This is a genomic window from Gorillibacterium sp. sgz306347 (assembly GCF_059735245.1).
In genome coordinates this window covers 1-20,547 of the sequence record NZ_JCAPET010000019.1, presented here as the reverse complement: position 1 = coordinate 20,547, position 20,547 = coordinate 1, and the positions used below count along the sequence as shown (strand labels likewise).

The 20,547-nt window shown below is 61.4% G+C and carries 20 protein-coding genes; 19 read left to right on the top strand and 1 reads right to left on the bottom strand.

Going from position 1 to position 20,547, the window contains the following annotated elements:
• Positions 1 to 3: 3 nt before the first annotated feature.
• From rlmN to spoVM, 7 genes are all read left to right on the top strand, one after another.
• Complete coding sequence (gene rlmN, locus AC6I6H_RS11825) at positions 4 to 1,059, top strand: dual-specificity RNA methyltransferase RlmN (protein WP_497953991.1); 1,056 nt, start codon at positions 4 to 6, stop codon at positions 1,057 to 1,059.
• 5 nt (positions 1,060 to 1,064) lie between these two features.
• Positions 1,065 to 1,823, top strand: coding sequence for a Stp1/IreP family PP2C-type Ser/Thr phosphatase (locus tag AC6I6H_RS11820; RefSeq protein ID WP_497953990.1), 759 nt, complete (start codon positions 1,065 to 1,067; stop codon positions 1,821 to 1,823).
• 1 nt (position 1,824) lies between these two features.
• Complete coding sequence (pknB, locus tag AC6I6H_RS11815; protein ID WP_497953989.1) at positions 1,825 to 3,996, top strand: Stk1 family PASTA domain-containing Ser/Thr kinase; 2,172 nt, start codon at positions 1,825 to 1,827, stop codon at positions 3,994 to 3,996.
• 3 nt (positions 3,997 to 3,999) lie between these two features.
• Positions 4,000 to 4,896 (top strand): ribosome small subunit-dependent GTPase A, encoded by an 897-nt coding sequence (gene rsgA / locus AC6I6H_RS11810; protein ID WP_497953988.1) that lies wholly within the window; start codon positions 4,000 to 4,002, stop codon positions 4,894 to 4,896.
• Between the two features lies 1 nt (position 4,897).
• Positions 4,898 to 5,569: a ribulose-phosphate 3-epimerase gene (gene rpe / locus AC6I6H_RS11805; protein WP_497953987.1), complete on the top strand. Its 672-nt coding sequence runs from the start codon at positions 4,898 to 4,900 to the stop codon at positions 5,567 to 5,569.
• A complete protein-coding gene (locus AC6I6H_RS11800) occupies positions 5,562 to 5,834 on the top strand; it encodes a hypothetical protein (RefSeq protein ID WP_497953986.1) in 273 nt (90 codons plus the stop codon). Before rpe ends, AC6I6H_RS11800 begins: the two co-directional genes overlap by 8 nt.
• 210 nt (positions 5,835 to 6,044) lie before the next feature.
• Positions 6,045 to 6,128 (top strand): stage V sporulation protein SpoVM, encoded by an 84-nt coding sequence (gene spoVM, locus AC6I6H_RS11795; RefSeq protein ID WP_497954084.1) that lies wholly within the window; start codon positions 6,045 to 6,047, stop codon positions 6,126 to 6,128.
• A 184-nt stretch (positions 6,129 to 6,312) separates the two neighbouring features.
• Here the strand turns inward: spoVM and rpmB are convergent, their stop codons facing one another.
• Positions 6,313 to 6,501 carry a 50S ribosomal protein L28 gene (gene rpmB, locus AC6I6H_RS11790; RefSeq protein ID WP_497953985.1) on the bottom strand — a complete coding sequence of 63 codons (189 nt, stop codon included), beginning with the start codon at positions 6,499 to 6,501 and terminating at the stop codon, positions 6,313 to 6,315.
• Positions 6,502 to 6,711: 210 nt separating this feature from the next.
• On the opposite strand from rpmB, the gene AC6I6H_RS11785 reads away from it, so the two are divergent.
• The 12 genes from AC6I6H_RS11785 (at position 6,712) to AC6I6H_RS11730 (ending at position 20,418) form a co-directional block, all read left to right on the top strand.
• Complete coding sequence (locus AC6I6H_RS11785; RefSeq protein WP_497953984.1) at positions 6,712 to 7,068, top strand: Asp23/Gls24 family envelope stress response protein; 357 nt, start codon at positions 6,712 to 6,714, stop codon at positions 7,066 to 7,068.
• Positions 7,069 to 7,091: 23 nt separating this feature from the next.
• Positions 7,092 to 8,897 carry a DAK2 domain-containing protein gene (locus tag AC6I6H_RS11780; RefSeq protein WP_497953983.1) on the top strand — a complete coding sequence of 602 codons (1,806 nt, stop codon included), beginning with the start codon at positions 7,092 to 7,094 and terminating at the stop codon, positions 8,895 to 8,897.
• An 11-nt stretch (positions 8,898 to 8,908) separates the two neighbouring features.
• Positions 8,909 to 9,757: a DegV family protein gene (locus AC6I6H_RS11775; RefSeq protein WP_497953981.1), complete on the top strand. Its 849-nt coding sequence runs from the start codon at positions 8,909 to 8,911 to the stop codon at positions 9,755 to 9,757.
• Between the two features lies 1 nt (position 9,758).
• Positions 9,759 to 11,807, top strand: coding sequence for an ATP-dependent DNA helicase RecG (recG, locus tag AC6I6H_RS11770; RefSeq protein ID WP_497953980.1), 2,049 nt, complete (start codon positions 9,759 to 9,761; stop codon positions 11,805 to 11,807).
• Between the two features lie 92 nt (positions 11,808 to 11,899).
• Positions 11,900 to 12,187, top strand: a complete 288-nt coding sequence (locus AC6I6H_RS11765) for a stage VI sporulation protein F (protein ID WP_497953978.1) — start codon at positions 11,900 to 11,902, stop codon at positions 12,185 to 12,187.
• 172 nt (positions 12,188 to 12,359) lie between these two features.
• A complete protein-coding gene (locus AC6I6H_RS11760) occupies positions 12,360 to 14,360 on the top strand; it encodes a YheC/YheD family protein (RefSeq protein ID WP_497953977.1) in 2,001 nt (666 codons plus the stop codon).
• 16 nt (positions 14,361 to 14,376) lie between these two features.
• The gene (locus tag AC6I6H_RS11755; RefSeq protein ID WP_497953975.1) at positions 14,377 to 15,774 is read left to right on the top strand and encodes a YheC/YheD family endospore coat-associated protein; all 1,398 of its coding nucleotides are present in this window, start codon (positions 14,377 to 14,379) and stop codon (positions 15,772 to 15,774) included.
• A gap of 72 nt (positions 15,775 to 15,846) precedes the next feature.
• Positions 15,847 to 16,572: an ABC transporter ATP-binding protein gene (locus AC6I6H_RS11750; protein ID WP_497953974.1), complete on the top strand. Its 726-nt coding sequence runs from the start codon at positions 15,847 to 15,849 to the stop codon at positions 16,570 to 16,572.
• Complete coding sequence (locus tag AC6I6H_RS11745; protein WP_497953973.1) at positions 16,569 to 17,393, top strand: DUF2705 family protein; 825 nt, start codon at positions 16,569 to 16,571, stop codon at positions 17,391 to 17,393. Before AC6I6H_RS11750 ends, AC6I6H_RS11745 begins: the two co-directional genes overlap by 4 nt.
• Positions 17,394 to 17,462: 69 nt before the next feature.
• Complete coding sequence (locus AC6I6H_RS11740; protein WP_497953972.1) at positions 17,463 to 18,236, top strand: ABC transporter permease subunit; 774 nt, start codon at positions 17,463 to 17,465, stop codon at positions 18,234 to 18,236.
• Positions 18,237 to 18,256: 20 nt separating this feature from the next.
• Positions 18,257 to 18,970: a response regulator transcription factor gene (locus AC6I6H_RS11735; protein WP_497953971.1), complete on the top strand. Its 714-nt coding sequence runs from the start codon at positions 18,257 to 18,259 to the stop codon at positions 18,968 to 18,970.
• Entirely contained in the window at positions 18,949 to 20,418 is a 1,470-nt protein-coding gene (locus AC6I6H_RS11730; RefSeq protein ID WP_497953969.1) for a sensor histidine kinase, read from the top strand. Before AC6I6H_RS11735 ends, AC6I6H_RS11730 begins: the two co-directional genes overlap by 22 nt.
• Positions 20,419 to 20,547 lie beyond the last annotated feature (129 nt).

The following is a 20,547-nucleotide window of genomic DNA, read 5'->3' as shown; positions in this document are numbered from 1 at the left end:
GAAGTGAAACCTTTCGTTTACGATTTGACATATGACGACTGGCAGCAATGGGCGAAAGACAACAAGGAGCCTTCCTTCCGGGCGGGACAAATTTTTGACTGGCTTTACGTGAAAAGAGTCACCCGATTCGAGGACATGACCAATTTGTCCAAATCGCTCCGGGACAAGCTGGAGGACCAGTTCCGGTTTGTGGCCCTGAAGGAAATCGCCCGGCAGGAGGCGAAGGACGGCACTGTCAAGCTGCTGTTCGAGCTGCAGGACAAAAACGCCATTGAAACGGTCATCATGAAGCATGACTACGGCAACAGCGTTTGTGTCACCACACAGGTCGGCTGCCGGGTCGGCTGCACGTTTTGCGCCTCGACCCTCGGCGGCCTGAAGCGCGATCTGGCCCCTGGCGAGATTGTCGCCCAGGTGGCGGAAGCCCAGCGCCTGCTCGACGCAACGGGAGAACGGGTCAGCAGCATCGTAGTGATGGGCATCGGCGAGCCGTTCGAAAATTACGACGCCACGATGAAATTCCTGCGCGTGATGATCCACGAAAAAGGGCTCAACATCGGCCAGCGGCACATCACGGTGTCCACAAGCGGAATCGTGCCGGGCATCCGGGCTTTTGCCGACGAGGACACGCAGATCAACCTGGCGCTTTCGATTCACGCGCCGAACGAAACCCTGCGCTCCAAGCTGATGCCGGTCAACCGCCGGTATTCGCTCGCCGAAGTGATCGAAGCGTGCAAATATTACGTGGAGAAGACAGGCCGGCGCATCACGTTTGAATACGCCCTGATGGGCGGCGTCAACGACAGCAAAGAGCATGCCGAAGAGCTGGCTGCGCTTCTCAAGGAGCATTTTCCGCTGTCTCACGTCAATCTGATTCCTGTCAACTACGTCCACGAACGGAAGTACACCCGGACGGAGCGCGACGATATTTTCGCCTTCCAGCGGGTGCTGGAGCGCAGCAAAATCAATGCGACCATTCGGCGGGAGCAGGGAAGTGACATTGCGGCGGCGTGCGGGCAACTGCGCGCCAAGCATATGGAGTCGAGTGCGAAGAGGTGATGGGGATGAGAACAGCGACCCGGACGGACATTGGAAACGTCCGCTCCGTGAACGAGGACCGGGCACTTGTGGTGCCCGATCTGCACGGATTTGCCCTGGCGATTGTGGCTGACGGCATGGGCGGCCACCAGGCGGGGGACACGGCAAGCCAGCTGGCCGTTGAAATGATTCGGGAGCGCATGCTCCGGCTTGCGGAGGATACCCCCGAAGCCGAGCGGGAACGGATGATTTCGGAGGCGGTATCCGACGCGAACCGGACGATCTATGAAATGGCGGAAAGCCGGGAGCAGTTCAAAGGGATGGGAACGACCGTTGTGGTCGTGCTGGCCACCGAAACGCGGCTGCATGTCGCCCATATCGGCGACAGCCGGGCTTATTTGTGCCGCGGCGGAGAAGTGCTTCAGCTGACGGAAGACCACTCGCTTGTGAACGAGCTTGTCAAGTCCGGCCAGCTGACGAAGCAGGAGGCGGAAAGCCACCCCCGGCGCAACGTGCTGACGCGGGCGCTCGGAACGGACGAAAGCGTGGCGGCGGACATCACCCAGGTGGACTGGAGCCCGGGCGATATCCTGCTGCTTTGCAGCGACGGTTTGAGCGGCCTTTTGCCGGAAGAAAAGCTGTGCGCCCTGGTGCGTCCCGACCAGGACCTCGAAGAAGTGGCGGACCGCCTGGTAGCCGGAGCGCTGGCCGCAGGCGGAGACGATAACATTACGGTCGTCCTGCTGGAAAATACGCCGTCGGATACGACGCGGAAGGGGGGATGACATGATCGGTCAGACGCTTGCCGGAAGATATGAAATACTGGACCGGGTCGGCGGTGGAGGAATGGCGCTTGTCTACAAGGCACGCGATATTCTGCTGAACCGGATTGTGGCCGTCAAGGTGCTGCGCTCCCAGTTCGTACACGACGAGGAGTTTATTCAGCGCTTCCGGAGAGAGGCGCAGTCCGCGGCGGCCTTGTCCCATCCGAACGTGGTGAGCATCTATGATGTCGGCCAGCGGGAGGACACGCATTACATTGTCATGGAGTACGTGGAAGGGCGCACGCTGAACGATCTGATCAAGGAGCGGGCCCCCCTTCAGGTAGAGGAAGCGGTGGGCATCGCCGCCCAGATTTGCGACGCCCTCGACCATGCGCACAGCAACCAGATCATCCACCGGGACATTAAACCGCACAACATCCTGATCGGGCGAAACGGCCGCATCAAGGTAACGGATTTCGGGATCGCCCGGGCGGGCTCGTCCAGCAGCATCACCCAGACCGGCTCGGTGGTCGGCTCGGTGCACTATTTCTCGCCCGAGCATGCAAAGGGGACCGCGGCCGGCGCCAAGTCGGACATCTACTCGCTTGGCATCGTCTTGTACCAGATGCTGACGAGCGAGCTTCCGTTTTCCGGCGAAAGCCCGGTCAGCGTGGCGCTCAAGCATTTGCAGGAGAACGTGGAGGATCCGCGCCGGATCAATCCGCTCATCCCGCAAAGCGTCGAGAACGTGATTTTGCGCGCAATGCGAAAAAATCCCGAGGAGCGGTACCGGTCGGCCCGGGAAATGCTCGCGGACCTGGAAACCTGTCTGCGGCCCGAACGGAGAAATGAGGAAAAGGTTCATTTCGCCGACATCGACGAAGAGGACGACGAGCGCACCAGGGTCGTGCCGGCCATCCGGCCGGAGAGCTACCGGCCGGAAAATTACGGCCAGGAAGGCTACGCCTCGCGCCGTTCCCAGGAGAAGGCGTCCCCGTCCGCGGCGGCGGACGGCGCTTCCGCCAAGAAAGAGAAAAGATGGGTCAAGCCGGCCATCTGGGGAGCGGTGTTCCTGATCGTGGTGATCGGACTTCTGATCGCCGCCAACCAGGTCAAGAAAATGACCGCTTCGCCGGAAGATGTGGCGGTTCCGGACGTCACCGGAAAGCAGATCGAGGCCGCCAAGGTGCTTTTGGAGCAGCAAAACCTGAAGCCGGTTATCAATTACATCCCGGACCCCGAGGTGCAGGTCGATTACGTCATCAAGCAATCTCCCGAATTCGGGATGAAGGTAAAGCCCGATGCGGAAGTGCGTCTTGACGTCAGCACAGGACCGGAAGAGCAGCCGCTTGCCGATTACACCGGCAAACAGATCGACGAGACAGTCGAAGCTCTTGCCGCGCTCGGCATGGAAGCGGACCGGATTTTGACGGAGGAGGACTTCTCCGACGAGCCGGCAGGCACGATTCTGGAGCAAACCCCGGTTGCGGGAGAAGCCGTGAATTACAAAACCGATACCGTCACGTTTAAAGTGAGCCAGGGCAAACAGCAGATTACCATGCCCGACCTGGTCGGCAAGAAGCTGGATGTCGCCAAATCGATGCTCACGGCCCGCGGACTGACGATCCGGGAAAGCAACATTATCACGCGGCCAAGCTTCGAGCAGCCCGAAGGAACGGTTTACGAGCAGTATCCTTACGCGCCCGGCGAAGACGTGAATGAAGGCGCGGCCGACATTACGCTGTACGTTTCCGGCGGTAGACCGGAAGACGCCAAGGACGCGACGTTTACGGTAGGCCCGGTGCCGCCGGCCAAAAGCGGAGCGGCTTCGACCGTACTGATCAAAGTGTCGGACGTCCAGTCGGAAAACCGGGTAGTCGCCACGGTCTCCATCAACGCCGAGAAGGTGTTCGACGTGCCGGTGGTGGTCACCAGGGATCGTCCGGCCAAAGTCGAAGTGCTGCGGGACAATTCGCTGTTTAAAACCTACACCTTTACCTATGACATGTACCTGAATACGATCAACACGCCCAAGCCGACTCCGACGCCTACCCCGGCTTCTACCGAGTCCGCCCCCCCGCCATCGACGGGGACGACCGAGACGCCCGGCTCCGGGGATGAGGACGGAAACGACGACGGCGAATCGTCTCCATCCGGACCGGACGCTCCGTCCGGTGAAGGGCAGGGAGGCTGACGCATGCCCAATGGCCTGATCATCAAAGCCCTGAGCGGCTACTATTACGTTCTGCCCGACGGATGCTCGCCGGATGCGGAGGAGCCGGTGCAGTGCAGGGCGCGGGGCGTGTTCAAAAAACGCAAGATCTCCCCTCTCGTCGGGGACCGGGTTGTATACAGCCTGACGGAGAACGGGGAGGGCACGGTGGACGAGATCGGGCCGAGAACCACGGAGCTGATCCGGCCGCCCATCGCCAACGCGGAGCTGGCCGTCCTCGTTTTTTCCGTCGCGGAGCCGGCTTTTAATCCGCAGCTTCTGGACAAATTCCTGGTGCATATCGAATCGGCCGGGCTGGACACCGTCATTGTGCTGACCAAAACCGACCTGGCCGCCGACAGCGCCGAGCTGGCTTCCCGGATCGCGCCTTACCGCGACATGGGCTATGAAATTTTTTCAACCAGCTCCAGATACGGCCGCGGGATCGAGGAGGTCCGCCAGCGGCTGGCCGGACGCGTGAGCGTCTTTTCGGGCCAGTCCGGGGTAGGCAAATCCTCCTTGCTGAACGCCATGCTGCCCGGCCTGCGGCTGGAGACCAACGAGATCAGCAGCCGGCTGGGGCGGGGCAAGCACACGACCCGCCATGTGGAGCTGATTCCGCTCGAAGGCGGCGGCTGGGTGGCCGATACGCCGGGCTTCAGCCAGCTTGATTTCGAAGGCCTGGAAGCGGAGGACCTCGGCTGGTGCTTCCGGGATTTCCGGGGACCGGCGGAAGCCTGCCGGTTCCGCGGGTGTCTCCACCACAAGGAACCCGGCTGCGCCGTGGTCCGAGCAGTGGAGGAAGGCTCCGTCGCCCCCTGGAGACGGGAGCATTATCTGCAGTTCTTGACGGAAATCCAGGAGAGAAAACGGAGGTATTGACGTGCACCCCTTGCGAATCGCACCCTCGATCCTGTCTGCCGATTTTTCCCGGCTTGCGGAGGAAATCCGCGAGGCGGAACAAGGCGGGGCGGACTGGTTTCACATCGACATCATGGACGGCCATTTTGTTCCGAATCTGACCTTCGGGCCGGGCGTGGTCAAGGCCGTGCGGCCGGTTACCGCGCTCCCGTTCGACGTCCATCTGATGCTCGACAATCCCGATGCTTTTATTCCCGCGTTTGCGGCGGCGGGCGCCGATTACATTACGGTTCACGCGGAAGCGTGCCTGCACCTGCACCGGACGCTTCATTTGATCCGGGACAACGGAGCCAAGCCCGGCGTTGTGCTCAACCCGGCGACGCCCGTCGAATGGATCCGCCACATTCTGGAGGACATCGACCTGGTTCTGCTCATGACCGTAAACCCGGGCTTTGGCGGGCAGTCCTTCATTCCGGGCGTCATTCCGAAAATCCGCGAGCTGCGAAAGCTGCTGGACGAAAAAGGACTCCAGCGCGTGCACATTGAAGTGGACGGCGGGATCAACGCCAAAACCGCCGCGCTTGTCGCTGAGGCGGGTGCGGATGTGCTGGTGGCCGGCAACGCGGTGTTCGGGGAACCGGACCGTGCGGAAGCGATCCGCCTGATCCGGCAAGGAGGGGAAACCCGTGCGTAAAGCGCTGGAAATGATCGGCTTCAGTCTGCTGACCGCGATCAGCCTCTGCATCTTCATGCAGATTCCGAACTTTTTCAAATACGCCTTCTCCCTGCTTGCGCTGTACATCGGGTATCGGCTGTTCAAGCGTAACGACGGATGGGGATTTCGGAGCGGTTATCTTGCGCTCAGTCTGGTTTTCACTCTGTTGTTTGCCGCGGTATACACGGCGCTCGCTTATCTGAACGGCTGGTACATCAATCCCGACTTCACGCAAAACGTCTGATGCAAACCGTCCGCTGGCGCCGGCGCCGTCCGGTACGGGAAAGTCGCAGGAATAACCCGGCACGCCCGGTCATAAAATGGGTTGCAGGAGCGAAGGACCGCTTCTGCGGCCTTTTTTTGATGATCGGAACGTTCGGGACCTGCATATAGTGTAAGGTGCCTTGGGCGACGGCGGGAAAAACGACACTAATGGAGCGGGAGGCGGTTGACGATGAAATTCTACACGATCAAACTTCCCAAGTTTTTGGGCGGCTTTGTCAAAGCCTTGTTGAATACCTTCAGCAAAAACAGCTGAACGCGGAGGGGAACGGGGACAACCAAACTGTGCGATCCGGGAAAGCCCGGAACAAAAAAAGCACCTGGCCAGCAGGTGCTTTTCGTTCGACCGCCAAACGGCGGTTGCTTGATTTTCGGGCGGAGTCTTCGGCATCGAAAGGCGGATGCGCCCGGAAAAAACAGGCAAAAAAACACCGCGTGGATTACACGCGGGTTACTTTGCCGGCTTTGAGGGCACGGGTGCTTACATAAACGCGCTTCGGTTTACCGTCGACGAGAATGCGTACTTTCTGTACATTAACGCCCCAGGTGCGCTTTGTCTTATTGTTGGCGTGGGAAACGTTGTTGCCCGATTTCGGCGCACGGCCAGTCACATAACATTTGCGGGACATTCACTACACCTCCTTACGATTATCGGAGAAGTCCGTTCATTTTCTAATGGCTAAAAACACACTAGAACATAATAGCACAGCCAAAAACGGCTAGTCAACCAAATTTCCCGAACGAATCCGGCCAAATCGCAAATTGGATTTCTTTCTGCGGTTGAATATAGTACAATGAGAAGTAATCTACAATCTTTAAGAAACCAAAGGTGAGGGACAATGCCGATCGAACTCGTTAGCGAAAAAGGAAATGTGCATGTAACCGATCAGGTTGTAGCGGTTTTGGCCGGTTCGGCCGCGCTCGATTGCTACGGCTTGGTGGGAATGTCTTCCCGCAAACAATTCAAGGACGGGATTGCCGAGCTGCTGCGGCGCGAAAATCTGACCCGCGGGGTCGAAATCCGGAATGAAGCCGACGGGCTGAACATCGATCTTTACATCATCGTCAGCTATGGAACCAAAATTTCCGAGGTAGCGCACAACGTGCAAAACCGGGTAAAGTATGTGCTGAATGAAGTGGCAGGCTTGAAAGTCGATTTCGTAAATATAATCGTTCAGGGCGTCCGCGGCGTGTGACCCTACCGGAAGGAGATATTTTCTTGAGTAAGCGCTTTACAGTCATAGACGGAACCGATTTTGCCCGCATGGTGATCTCGGGCGCCGACAACCTGAGAAACAATGTCAATAACGTGAACGCGCTCAACGTGTTCCCCGTTCCGGACGGCGATACCGGCACGAACATGAACTTGACCATGACTTCGGGCATGGAAGAAATGAAACGCCGGCCGTCTGCCGAAATCGGCAAGGCTGCGGACGCGTTGTCCAAAGGGCTTCTGATGGGCGCCCGGGGCAATTCCGGCGTTATCCTGTCCCAATTGTTCCGGGGCTTCGCCAAGTCGGTTCAGACGGCTGCCGAGGTAACGCCGGTTCAGTTTGCGGCCGCCCTTCAGCAGGGAGTCGAAACGGCTTACAAAGCCGTCGTCAAGCCGGTGGAAGGGACGATTCTGACCGTAGCGAAGGAAGCGGCGAAGCACGCGCTGTATTACGCACGCCGCACCTCCGACATCACCGAGCTGATGAGCGAGGTTTGCCAATACGCGAAGAAGACGCTGGACCGGACGCCCGAGCTGCTGCCCGTCTTGAAGCAGGTCGGCGTCGTCGACGCAGGGGGCCAAGGCTTGCTGCTCGTCTACGAGGGCTTCCTAGCCGCGCTCAGCGGACAAGCCGCCCCCGTCCTGGAGACGGAGGAATCCGTTCCGGCAGCCGTTTCCGCGCCCGCGGTTGATCCGATCGCCGTGCCCGGTCACGGCGGAACGGCGCAATCGCAGCTGGCGACCGAAGACATCGAGTTCGGCTACTGCACCGAATTCATCATCAAGCTCGTGCCGGGCAAAACGGAGGGCGCGGACTTTGAAGAGGAAGCCTTCCGGCAGGAGCTGGGCAAGCTGGGCGATTCGCTGCTCGTGGTGGCCGACGATGATCTGGTGAAGGTGCACGTGCATGCGGAATACCCCGGCGAGGTGATGAACCACGCCATGAAATTCGGCGATTTGACCCGTATCAAGATCGAGAACATGCGCGAGCAGCATTCCCACATTTTGCTGACAAGCGAATACGATAGCCGTTACGGGGCTCCGACCGTAAGCAAGGACACCATCTCGCAGGAAATCCGGGCGGAAGTGCCGGTTCCGGAAGAGGCGGCCGCGGATGCCGCCGGAACTTCGCCGGTGGAAGAAACGGAACCGGCACCGTTCGGTTTCGTTGCGGTTGCGATGGGCGAAGGCATCTCGGAAATTTTTGAGAGCCTCGGCGTGGACGCCGTTATTTCCGGCGGGCAGACGATGAATCCGAGCACGGAGGACATCGTTCATGCCGTGGAACGGGTGCATGCGTCGACCGTCTATGTGTTCCCGAACAATTCGAACATCGTGATGGCGGCCCAGCAGGCCCGCGATCTTGTGGAAGACAAGGAAATCATCGTTATTCCGACCAAAACCATTCCGCAGTGCATGGCGGCTCTCGTGGCGTTTCAGGAGACGGCGGACAGCGCCGCCAACACCGAAGCGATGAACAAGGCGATTTCCCAGATCGTATCCGGACAAGTCACTTATGCCGTCCGCGACACCTCGATCGACGGAATCGAAATCAAGCAAGGCGACTATATCGGCATTCAGGACGGCAAAATCGTCGCATCCGCGGCGGAATTGCGGGAAGCCTGCTGTGCGCTTCTGGACAGCATGCTTGCCGGCGGCGGCGAGATCGTCACCTTCCTGACAGGTGAAGAGGCGACCGATGACATGACGAATTCCCTGGTCGACTTCCTGGGAGAACATTATCCCGACGCGGAAGTGGAAGTTCATGCCGGGGGACAGCCTCTGTATTCCTACCTGTTTGCGGTAGAGTGAGGAGGATGGGCATGGTCCGGGTGGTCACCGACAGCACGGCGGATATTCCCGAGGAAATCCGCAAAGAACTGAATATCGAAGTCGTTCCGCTGAAAGTCCATTTCGGCACGGAGACCTTCATCGACTCCGTCACGCTGGGAGCGCGGGAGTTTTACAGGAAGCTTTCCGCCGGCGACGTATTGTCCACCACTTCCCAGCCATCGCCGGTCGACTTTTTGAACACGTACAAGAAGCTTGGCAGAGGGGACGAGGAGCCGGTTCTGTCCATTCACATTTCTTCCGCCCTGAGCGGCACTTACCAGTCCGCCATGCTGGCGAAGTCGATGCTGAACGAGGATGCGAACATCACGATCGTGGATTCCAAATCGGCTTCGTTCGGGCTCGGCATCAAGGTCGTGCGGGCGGCTCAGGCGGCCCGGGACGGCAAAAGCGTCGAGGAAATCCTTGCGGTACTGGAGGAACTGGACGAAAGCTTCTCCCTTTATTTTCTGGTGGACAGCCTGACGAACCTGTACAAGGGCGGCAGAATCGGCAAAGCCGCTGCGCTGTTCGGTTCGCTGCTTAACATCAAGCCGATTTTAACCATCGACCCGACCGGTGAAATCACCACTGCCGACAAGGTGCGCGGGCAGAAAAAGGCGATGGAGCGAGTAATCGACATGCTGGCGGAAACCTGGTCCCCGCAGGATCCGATTGAAGTGGGCATCTCGCATGCGGACGCCCAAGAGGCGGCGGAGACGCTCAACCGGCTTCTCTGCAGCCGGTTCCATGTCGTCAAAACAACGTTCACGTGGGTCGGTCCCGTGGTCGGCACCCATTCGGGTCCGGGCACCGTGGCGATCTTCGTCATCAAGGCCTAATATGGATCTCTATTCCATTCCCATCCGGGAAGTTCACGGAATCGGCCCGCAAAAAGCGGAAGACCTCGGCGCACTGGGGGTCTTTTCCGCCGGCGGGCTTCTTGATTATTTTCCGTTCCGTTACGAGGATTACCGGCTGCGCGACCTGACGGAAGTGAAGGACGGGGAGAAGATCACCGTCCAGGGAACGGTTTACGGGGAGCCGCTCCTTGCCATGTACGGCAGAACGAAATCGCGGCTGTCGTGCAAGGTGGTCGTGGACCGTTTTTTTGTGACGGCGGTATTTTTCAACCGGCATTTTCTCAAAGACAAGCTTCGCCCCGGCGAAGAAGTGGTGCTGACCGGCAAATGGGAAGCGAAGCGCCTGCAAATTACCGTATCGGAGGCGGAGTTTCCGGGCAAAGGAACGTCCCGCACCGGGACGCTGCAGCCCGTCTATTCGGTCGGCGGCGGCATAACCCAGACCTGGATGCGCAAGACGGTGCGTCAAGGGCTTCTCCAGTTCGGGAGTATGATCGATGAAAACCTCCCTCGCGAATTGGCGAACCGGTATGGCTTTATGCCCCGCCGGCAGGCGATCGCCAAAATTCACGATCCGGCGGATATGGAAGAGGGGCGTCAAGCCCGCAAACGGCTGGTGTACGAGGAATTCTTTTTCTTCCAGCTCAAAATGCAGGCGTTCCGCGCCCTCACCCGGCGCCGGGCGGACGGCGTCGCCCATCCGGTGGACCGGCCGGCCGTCCGTGAATTTGTCCGCTCGCTGCCCTTTCGCCTGACGGACGCCCAGCTCCGGGTGATCGGAGAGGTGCTGGGCGATCTGGAGCATCCGCACAGCATGAACCGGCTGCTGCAGGGCGATGTCGGCTCCGGCAAAACGGTGGTGGCCGCGGTTGCGCTGTATGCGGCGGTGAAAGCCGGGTATCAAGGGGCGCTGATGGTGCCTACCGAGCTTTTGGCCGAGCAGCACAAGCGCTCGCTGGAAAAGCTGTTTGCGGATCACGGCATTCAGGTGGCGCTTTTGACCGGAAGCCTGACCGGCCGGCAGCGCAAGGACGTGCTTGCTTCCCTGCAAATGGGCATGACGGATGTCGTGGTCGGCACGCATGCGCTTATCCAGGAGGACGTGTTCTTCCGACAGCTGGGGCTTGTCGTCACGGACGAACAGCACCGGTTCGGCGTCAACCAGCGGTCGATTCTGCGCCGCAAAGGGATGAACCCCGACGTGCTGTCCATGACGGCGACGCCGATTCCCCGGACGCTGGCGATTTCCGCCTTCGGGGATTTGGATGTCTCCACGCTGGACGAGCTGCCTAAAGGGCGGAAGCCGGTGGAGACCTATGCCGTCGGGCACGGCATGCTGGACCGGATTCTCCGTTTTATCGTCAAGGAAGTGGAGGCGGGCGGCCAGGCGTATGTCATCTGTCCGTTGATCGAGGAGTCGGAGAAGCTGGACGTCCAGAACGCCATCGATCTGCATGCGCAAATTTCCGCCGGCTTCCCCGGGCTTGCGGTCGGTCTGCTGCACGGCCGCATGCCGGCCGCCGACAAAGATGAGGCGATGCGCGCGTTCGCCGCGGCGGAAACGAAGGTGCTGGTGTCCACCACCGTCATCGAGGTGGGCGTCGACGTGCCGAACGCCACCGTCATGGTCATTTACGACGCGGACCGCTTTGGCCTCTCGCAGCTCCACCAGCTGCGCGGCCGGGTCGGCCGCAGCGACAAGCAATCCTACTGCATTCTCATCGCCGACCCCAAAAGCGAGGTTGGCAAGGAGCGCCTCCGGGCGATGACGGAGACAAACGACGGGTTTGAAATTGCGCGCCGGGACCTGGAGCTGCGCGGGCCCGGAGAATTTTTCGGCACCAAGCAGAGCGGGCTTCCCGAATTCAAGCTTGCGGACGTTACGGCCGATTTCGAGACGCTGGAGGAAGCGCGCGGGGACGCGGCGGAGCTGACGGCACGGCCGGATTTCTGGACGGCTGCGGAGTTTCTGCCCCTGCGCCGCTATCTCCAGCGGGAAGGCATTCTCGACAGCGAAGTGCTGGATTGACGCCCGTCCGTTTGGCTTTCGAACCGGCCGGGTCTGGTCTGATTGCGCCGCGCCTGCATACACTGGGAAGTAGTGTGTCAGGAGGTGCGCCAATGGGCTACGTACAGTACGGAATTGACCCCGCCCTGGTGGAAAGGGTCAAGTGGAAGATGAAAAACCCGGCCGTCAAGGAACGGATCAAGGGGCTGGTGAACGGGGTAACCAAGCAGCATTTGCAAAATCCCGCCGCCGTGAGCGGGCTGGTGGAGGCCGCCGCCGTGGTTTTGGGCGAGCCGCTCAGCGAACCGCAGAAAGCAAATCTGGTCCGGTTTGTCCTCGCCCAAAAAATCGATCCGAAAAACACCTTTCATTTGTTAAAGCTGTGGGGGATGTTCCGCTAACGGAACGGCCCCCGCGCCGTTGCGCAAAAACGCGCCGTTTCCCGTATTCCGGGGAAACGGCGCGTTTTTGCGCTGCTCCCGTATTCCGCGTCTCCGCACAAGCCGCAGCGAAGCCGTGGCAAACGCTGTTCCGCAAACATACATAAGTAGTAAAACAGGAGCGGAGGGCGTTATGGAACACGGACCCGCATTGCCTAACAACAAACTTGCCAAAGCGTTCTACCTGGAGCGGGACGAGGAGCTTGCGGCCTGCCTCCCTGAAACGGCCGCCGTCTCGAAGCAGGACTTAAGGGACTGGCTGGACCGGTACGGCACCGTTTTTGTAAAGCCGGAAGGGGGAACGGGAGGCCGCGGGGTGATCCGGGTGCGGCAGCGCAAGGAGGGCGGCTACGATTGGCAGTTGGGCCAAAGGCTGCATTCTTTTTCCGATTACCAGGAGCTTTACCATTCGCTGCGCGGCCGGTTCAAGGAACAAAGACACGTGATGCAGAGAGGCATTGCTTTGCTCCGCAAGCGCAAACGTCCGTTCGACCTCCGCGTCATGGTGCAGCGGGACGAAGCGGGGGAATGGATCGTTACCGGAATCATCGGACGGCTGGCCCAGCCCGGGAAGGTGGTAACCAACTACCACCGGGGCGGCACGCCGCTACCGGTGGAGCGGCTTCTGGAGGGGCATGTCTCCCGGAAAGAACGGGCGGCGTATGTGCAAAAGCTTTACGAGCTCGCGCTAAAGACCGCCCGGCACATGGCCGAAGGTTATCCTTTTGTGCAGGCGCTCGGAATCGACATCGGCCTGGACGCCGGCCTGAATCCCTGGATTATTGAGGTGAACACAAAACCCGATCCGTATATATTCCGGCAGCTTCGGGACCCCAGCATGTTTCGTACGATCATGCGGCACGCCCGGATTGCGGGTTTGCCGGAGGCGGTCCAAAATCAAAGCAGCGGAGGGAAGGGTATGAAAAAGCCGTTGATCGGCATTATGGTCGCCCGGAAGGGATTGTCTTTCAGCGAACCGCGGTATTTCCGGGAGCTGCTTCGGGCGGGAGAGCGGCTCGGAGCGGAAGCGTTCCTGTTTGCCCCGCAGGACATCGACGTGCACAGCCGGAAAATCCGCGGGTTTTCGCTGACAGCCTCCGGGGGATGGGGCTCGCGTTTTTACGAATGGCCCGAGGTGGTAATCGACCGGCACCGCAAAAGCGGCAGCCGGTACATGAAGATCCGCACCTCCAGCCTGTTTCGCTATGCCAATAACCGCTTCACAAACAAATGGAACGCCACCCGGCTGTTTCTCAAGGAAGACGCGCTGAAGCGCTGGATACCGGAAACGGAAGAATATGCGCCCGGTCTTCTGGCGGGCTATCTGAAAAAGCATCCGATCGTGTACGTCAAGCCCGGCAACGGAACGGGCGGCATCAGCATCGTCCGCATCGAGTCGCGCCGCGGCCGGTATGATGTGCTGGGCCGGAGCCGGACCCGGGCCAAAATCAGGGCCCGGTTCGGCAGCGTTTCCGAACTGGAGCGCTGGCTTACCCGCTGGACGGTACGCCAGCGGGTGCGGCAGGGCAACTTTATGATTCAGCAGGGCCTGAATCTGGAGCTGGTGCCCGGGCGGGTGGCCGATGTCCGGCTGCTGATCCAGAAAAACCACCGCGGCCAATGGGAGGTTACCGGCATGGGCGTGCGCGTCGGAGCGCCCGGCAGCTCCACCTCCAATCTGCATGGCGGCGGAAAGGCCGTCGCCTTTGAAAAAATCGTCGGCAAAGTGTTCGGCGAGCAAAAGGCGGCCGGCATCCGGGCGGAATGCGAGGAGCTGGCCTTTGAAACGGTGCGGGTGATCGAGGAGCGGTTCGGCTCCATGATGGAATTCGGCCTGGACATCGGCATCGACGTTCAGGGCCGCATCTGGCTGATCGAGGTTAACCCCAAGCCGGGGCGCGATCTGTTCCGCAGCGTAGGCGAACCCGGCCTGTACCGGAAAACGGTGGAACGGCCGATCCGCTACGCCATGCACCTGACGGAAACGATGCGCGGGAACCGGCAAGGGGACCTCTCCGAGCGGGTTCCCGATAAGGCCGCAAAGGCTGCGAACGCTGCAAAAACCGAACGGAATCTGCGGGAAGCGGAAGGAGACGAAGGCGGACCGGGCGGGGCGCAAAGAATATCGGGCTAGAAAAGGAGGAAACCGGATGGGACGGGTGAAAATCAAGGTTTCCTTGGACGGCCGCGGGGACGATGAAACGCTTCGCCTGGGCGCGGCGCATCTCAAGCGCTGGAAGCTTTCCGAGGGCGCCGCGGTGACCCTGGCCTTCGGCTCCAGCCGAAGACCGCTGCGGGTAGCTTCGGCCGGTCCGGGGCGCGATTTCCGGCTGCCGCCCGCTTTGGCCGACCAGCTCGGGCTGCATGAAGGCGCTTCGTTGTGCCTGCGCTACCAGCAGGCGGAGAAGACGCTTAGCCTCGGGCCGCTTCTCGCCGTGCTGCTGCGCCGGGCCGGAGGGAACGCGGATGAACCGTTCCGCGGCGTTTCTTCTTTTTGCCGGGAGCTGGCCGCTGCGGGAAGCGAGTCCGGGGTGACGGTCTGCTTTCTGTCGGCAGAGCAGCTGCCCGCAGCAAACGCGGGGACCGTAACCGGCTGGGTTTACGCAGGCGGAGGATGGAGACGCCGCACGCTGCCCCGGCCGGATGCCGTATACAATCGGCTGACCTCGCGCGTGACCGAAAACAGCGAACGGGTGCAGGCCTTTCTGCGCGACTTCAAAACACGCGCTGTGCTGTTTAACGAACGATACCTGAACAAAACCGAAGTGTTTGAAGCCCTTCGGAAAGAGGAAGGGGTGCGGGCGCACCTGCCCGAGTCCCTGACGTTCCGGGGAAGCGCCATGCTGAGCGGCATGCTGGAGCGCCATGCCGTCGTATTCCTCAAGCCTTCCCTGGGCAGCCTCGGCCGCGGCATCATCCGCATCCGCCGCAGGCCGGACGGCCGGTGCGTGTGCGAGGCCGCCTCGTCCGGCGGCCGGTTCCGGCAAACGGTGTACCCGAACGCCGGAAAGCTGGCCAAAGTCCTCGCGGCAAAGTACAAATACCGGGACTGCCTCCTTCAGGAAGGACTGGGGCTGATCCGCGCCGGGCATTCGCCTATCGATTTCCGCGCGCTGGTTCAGCGCGACGAAGACGGCGAATGGGCGGTCACGTCCATTGTGGCGCGGACGGGCGCCCCCCGGTCCGTCGTCTCCAATCTTGCGCGCGGCGGGAAGCTCTCCTCCGTCCAGGATGCGGTGGCGCGATCGGATTTGCCGGCGGGACTGCACGGCGACATCCGGGCTTCGCTCGCAAAGGCGGCGCTTGAAATCGCCCGCGCTTTGACGCGGCAAATTGCGGGCCATTTCGCCGAGCTGGGCGTCGATCTTGCCGTCGACCGCCGGGGCCGGGTGCTCCTGCTGGAGGTCAATTCCAAACCGTCCAAGGAAGACAACGCGCCGCTCGGCGCGGAAGGAGATGCAAACGGTGCGACCGGGGACACCCCGGTGCGGATTCGGCCTTCGGTCCGGCGCGTACTGCGCTACACCCGTTTTTTGACCCGGTTTTAGCCTCTTTTTGGCGTCCTTAGCATTCCTTGATTTTTAGCTGCTAGCATAAGGGCCAAGGAGGGGAATACAACCATGCAGCAAGCGATTTTGGAAGTGGAAGGGTTGTCCAAGAAAGCCCACGGAAGGGTTCTGGTCGACGAGGTGACCTTTCAGGTGCGGCCCGGTGAAATCTGCGGCCTGTTGGGCCCGAACGGGGCGGGGAAAACGACTTTGATCCGGATGATTACCGGGCTCATCGCTCCTTCTTCCGGCCGGGTTACCATAGCAGGGACGGATGCGCGGCGGGACCGCCGGCAGGCCATGCGGAAGCTGGGTGCCATTGTGGAGGCGCCGATTTTTTTCAACTACTTGAGCGGACGGAAAAACCTGCGCAATCTGGCGCGGCTGCATCCGAACCTGGATGCGGCCCGCCAAAAGGAGCGGGTGGAGGAGGTGCTGGAGACCGTCGGCCTCCGGACGCGCGCCGACGACCCGGTGGGCCGGTATTCGCTGGGCATGAAGCAGCGTCTGGGCATCGCGCAGGCGATTCTTGGAGAACCGGAGCTGGTCATTCTGGACGAGCCTGCAAACGGACTTGACCCGATGGGCATGCGGGAGCTCCGGGAGCTGATCTTCCGGCTCCGCGACCAGGCCGGGTTGACGTTCCTGATTTCAAGCCATCTGCTGGATGAGATCCAGCGGACCTGCTCCGGGCTGGTGCTGATGAAGGAGGGCCGTCTCGTCTGGCGGGGCGCAACGGAGGAGCTCAGCGCAGGCGGCGAACTGGAAGACGCCTTCGTGGAGCTGATGACCCGATGAGCCGGCTCCTGCAAAGCGAATGGCGCCGGCTGTGGGCGAAAAAAACCGTCTGGCTGATACTGGCCTGCCTGCCGGTTGCGGCGTTCGCCGCCGTCCGGTATTACAGCCAGGCAAACGCTTCGGTCGATCCGTCGCTCCCTCAGTACGCCGTGTCCGGCAACTTCCCGGTGCTCGGGCTGTCGGAAATGCTCGTGACGGCGTTCAATCTGGCGGTTGTGGTGCTGACGGCGTTTTGCGTAACGGACGAATACCGGAGCGGGGCGCTGCGGATGGTTCTGATCCGGTCGTATTCCTACGTTCAGGTACTGGCGGCCAAGGCGGCCGTTCTGGCGCTTTCGCTCGCCCTCCTGTGCGGCGTTTACCTGCTGTGCAGCTATGCCGCCGGCTTTCTTTTTCTGCCGCGTTCGTGGACGTTTCCGCTTTTTTACCATGCCGAGTCGATCGGAGGCTGGGCGGGAGCCGGGTACGTGCTGCGGTTTTACGGGGCGGCGCTGCTGACGCTCCTTGCTGCCGGCGCAGTCATGCTCTTTCTTTCGGTGCTGTGCCGAACGGTCACGGGCGTTATGGGGGCGGGAATCGGGTTCTTGCTGTTCTGCCTGCTTTATCCCCAACTGCTGGCCTACTTTTACGAGTTCATTCCCAAGGAAGCTTACCGGCGGCTGGTGTTTGCTTCACTGCCGATGATTCAGTCGGAAGGACTCGTTTACGCGGTGGAAAAGCCTGCGCTTGCGGGCTGGATCTTCGGGGTGCTGGCCGCCTATCCGGCGGTGTTCGGAGGAGCGGCTTGGCTCATGGCGGCAAAGCGGGACAAATGGGAATGACCGGGGCGGGCTGGGGGACAAGCCTTTTCGGTCCGGCCATTCCGCGACAGATAAGAGGAGGATAAACACATGCTGGGCAATTTGATGAAAAGCGAATGGGAGCGGATTTGGGCGCGGCGGAAAACCAAGGCGCTGCTGGCGCTATACGTAATGGCGCTGGGCTTCGAATGTTTTTTCTTGTGGGGAATGGGCGGTCGGGTGATGTACGATCCGGATCACATGACCACTCTGAACGCGCTTAATACCGCGCCTTTTCTGCTGCGGGAGCTGTCGCTCTTTTTCAACTTTCTGCTGATTCCGATGCTGGCGGCGGACTGCTTTAACGGGGAGTATGCTTCCGGCGCCCTGCGTCTTGTGCTGCTGCGTCCGGTCGGACGGGCCAAGCTGGCGGCCGCGAAATGGCTGGTCCTGGCGCTGCTGCTGGCGGTGCTGACCGGAGGCACGCTGCTGACCGGAACGCTGTTCGGCAAGCTCGCCATGCCTCCTGCGGATACCTTCGCGTTTCCGGGAACGGACGCGCTTGGGGCGATGGGCGCTTTTGGCTACACGGTTGTTTTCTATGCGCTGGCGCTGCTCGTGTTTCTCGCGGTGCTGAGCCTGTCCATGCTCGTTTCGGCGCTGCTCCCGCATCCGATTCTCGCTTACGCGGGCACGCTCGGCGTCCTCATCGGCGGCATCTATTTGTCCGACCGGCTGCTTTTTCTGATGGTCGCCTCGGATGATATTTTCCGTCTGCTCGGGGGACAAAGCGGTCCGCATCTGCTCTGGATTTCCGTGATCTGTGTTATGATGGGGCATGCAGCCGTCCGGCTGCTTTGGACCAAACGGGACTGGAAGGCGTAAGGAAGGAAAGGAAGAGGCACGTGGGGCAAACGAAGGAACGCATTTTGGTGGTCGACGACGAGGAAGATATGATCGGGTTTATCCGCGACGCGCTGGAGGACGACGGGTACGAGGTGCTGACGGCCTGCGACGGAGGGGCGGCTTTCCGCCAGCTGGAGCGGGAGCCGGATCTGATCGTGCTTGATGTAATGATGCCGGGCATGGACGGGCTGCGGGTCTGCGAAGCCATTCGGGGCAAGGTGGATTGCCCGATTGTTTTCCTGAGCGCGCGGCATACCGAAGCGGACCGGATCGGCGGGCTTGCGGCCGGCGGCGACGATTATCTGGTCAAGCCGTTCAGCATGCGCGAGCTGAAGGCCCGGCTGGCCGCCCATTTGCGGCGCGAGCAAAGAGCCGTCCGGAATGCGGACCGCAAGGGCGGGGCCGCGATCCTGCGCTTCGGGGACCTGGCGGTAGACTTGCGCAGCTTTGCGCTCTATTATCGGGACGCCGCCGTGCCCCTGACCGCACGGGAGTTTGAAATCGTCCGGCTGCTTGCGCTGCACGCGGGCCAGGTGTTCTCGCGCGAACAGATCTACGAAAAGGTATGGGGCTTCGACGCGGAGGGCGATTCGTCCACCGTCACGGAGCACGTCAAAAACATCCGGGCCAAGCTCGGCAAATTCGGGGAAAGCGCCGCCCTGCTTCAGACGGTGTGGGGGATCGGGTACAAATGGGAAAAAAGCGCCCGCTGAAAAACTGGATGAACTACCGCCCGCTGCACCGCCAGTTCCGCTACATCTCGCTGGCCGTCCTGCTCTGCACGATTGCGGCCACGCTTCTGGTCTGGGCGTTCAGCTTTGTTTATCTGTTCGTGGAGGGAAGCGTGTTTCCGAAGCCCGCCAACTACTTTGAGCAAAAGGTGCCGGCCATCCATGCTTTTGCCGAACGGCGTGGGACGGAGCTGCTTGACCCGGCGGCGCGGCCGGAGCTGGAAGCGGTCATCCCGGCCGAGGGCATCGGGTACCAGGTCATGGCCGCGGACGGACGCCCGCTGTACGGCACGATCCCGGAACGGCTGGCGGCGGACCCGAAAGAGCTGTTGGGTAAGCTGAACACGGTCGAGGACGGAGAAGGGCAGTACCGCCGCTTCTATCCGCTTGCCGGCCGGGACGGCGGCCTTGGCGGGGCGCTCGTTGTCCGGTACCGGATCGGACTGGCCTCGTCCAACGTGGACCGGCCGCTTCTGATCTTCCTGTTCCTGGCCGCGAACCTTGCGGCTCCGCTTGTGTTTCTGACGCTGTTCACGGTGGTCTTCGGCCGCCGTCTGCAGCGGCGCATCCGCCCGCCGGTGGATGCCCTGATCGAGGGGGCCCGGCGGATCGAGCGGCAGGACCTCGATTTTCATCTGGCGCCCCCGGTGGGTGCAAAAGAGCTGAACGAGCTGGGGACGGCCTTCGAGCATATGCGCGCGACTCTGAAGGAGTCGCTGGAGCGGGAATGGCGGGCCGAGCAGGAGCGCCGGGACATGACGGCCGCTCTCGCCCACGATCTCCGGACGCCGCTTACCATCGTGCTCGGGCATGCCGACGGGCTGATTGACGCGGAGAAGCCGGACCCGGAGCGGAGCGCCCGCTACCTGCGGACGATCCGGACCAATACGCTGCGGGCGATCCGTCTGGTGGAGGAGATGAATCAGGTGGCGGAGGTGGAAAAGGCGGACTTTCTGCTTCTGCCGGAAGAAACGGACCCGGAAGCTCTTTTCCGGCGCAAAGCGGAGGAATATGCGCTCCTGGCCGAGCGCAAGGGAGTGCGCTTCGAGCGGGCCTTTGAAGACAGCCGCTCTGCCCGGGGACCGGTCTATGTAGATGTGCGGCGGCTGGAGCAGATCGCCGACAACCTTGCGGCGAACGCCATCCGTTTTACCCCGGAGGGCGGCACGGTGTTCTGGCGCTTGCGGCTTGCGGACGGCGCGCGGCTCGAGCTGGAGATGGCGGATACCGGTCCCGGCTTTTCGGAAGAAGACCTCCGCTCCGCGCTGCGCCCGTTCTACCAGGGCGACCCGTCCCGGTCCCGGGAAACCGGGCATGCCGGGCTCGGCCTTTACATCGTGCGCAGGCTGGTGCAGCGGCACCGGGGCGACATCCGGCTCGACAACCGCCCGGAGGGCGGCGCGAGGGTCCGGATTTGGCTCCAGCTTTAGCCGGAGCGGGGAGTCCGGGCGGCCGCAGCCGCCTGCTCACGGCGGGAATGCGCCCCCGGCTTGCCCCGGCGCAGCCGGCGGAAGGCGGATTTCCGCGCGCCGAGGCCCGGCGATGGACGCTGCTTGCCT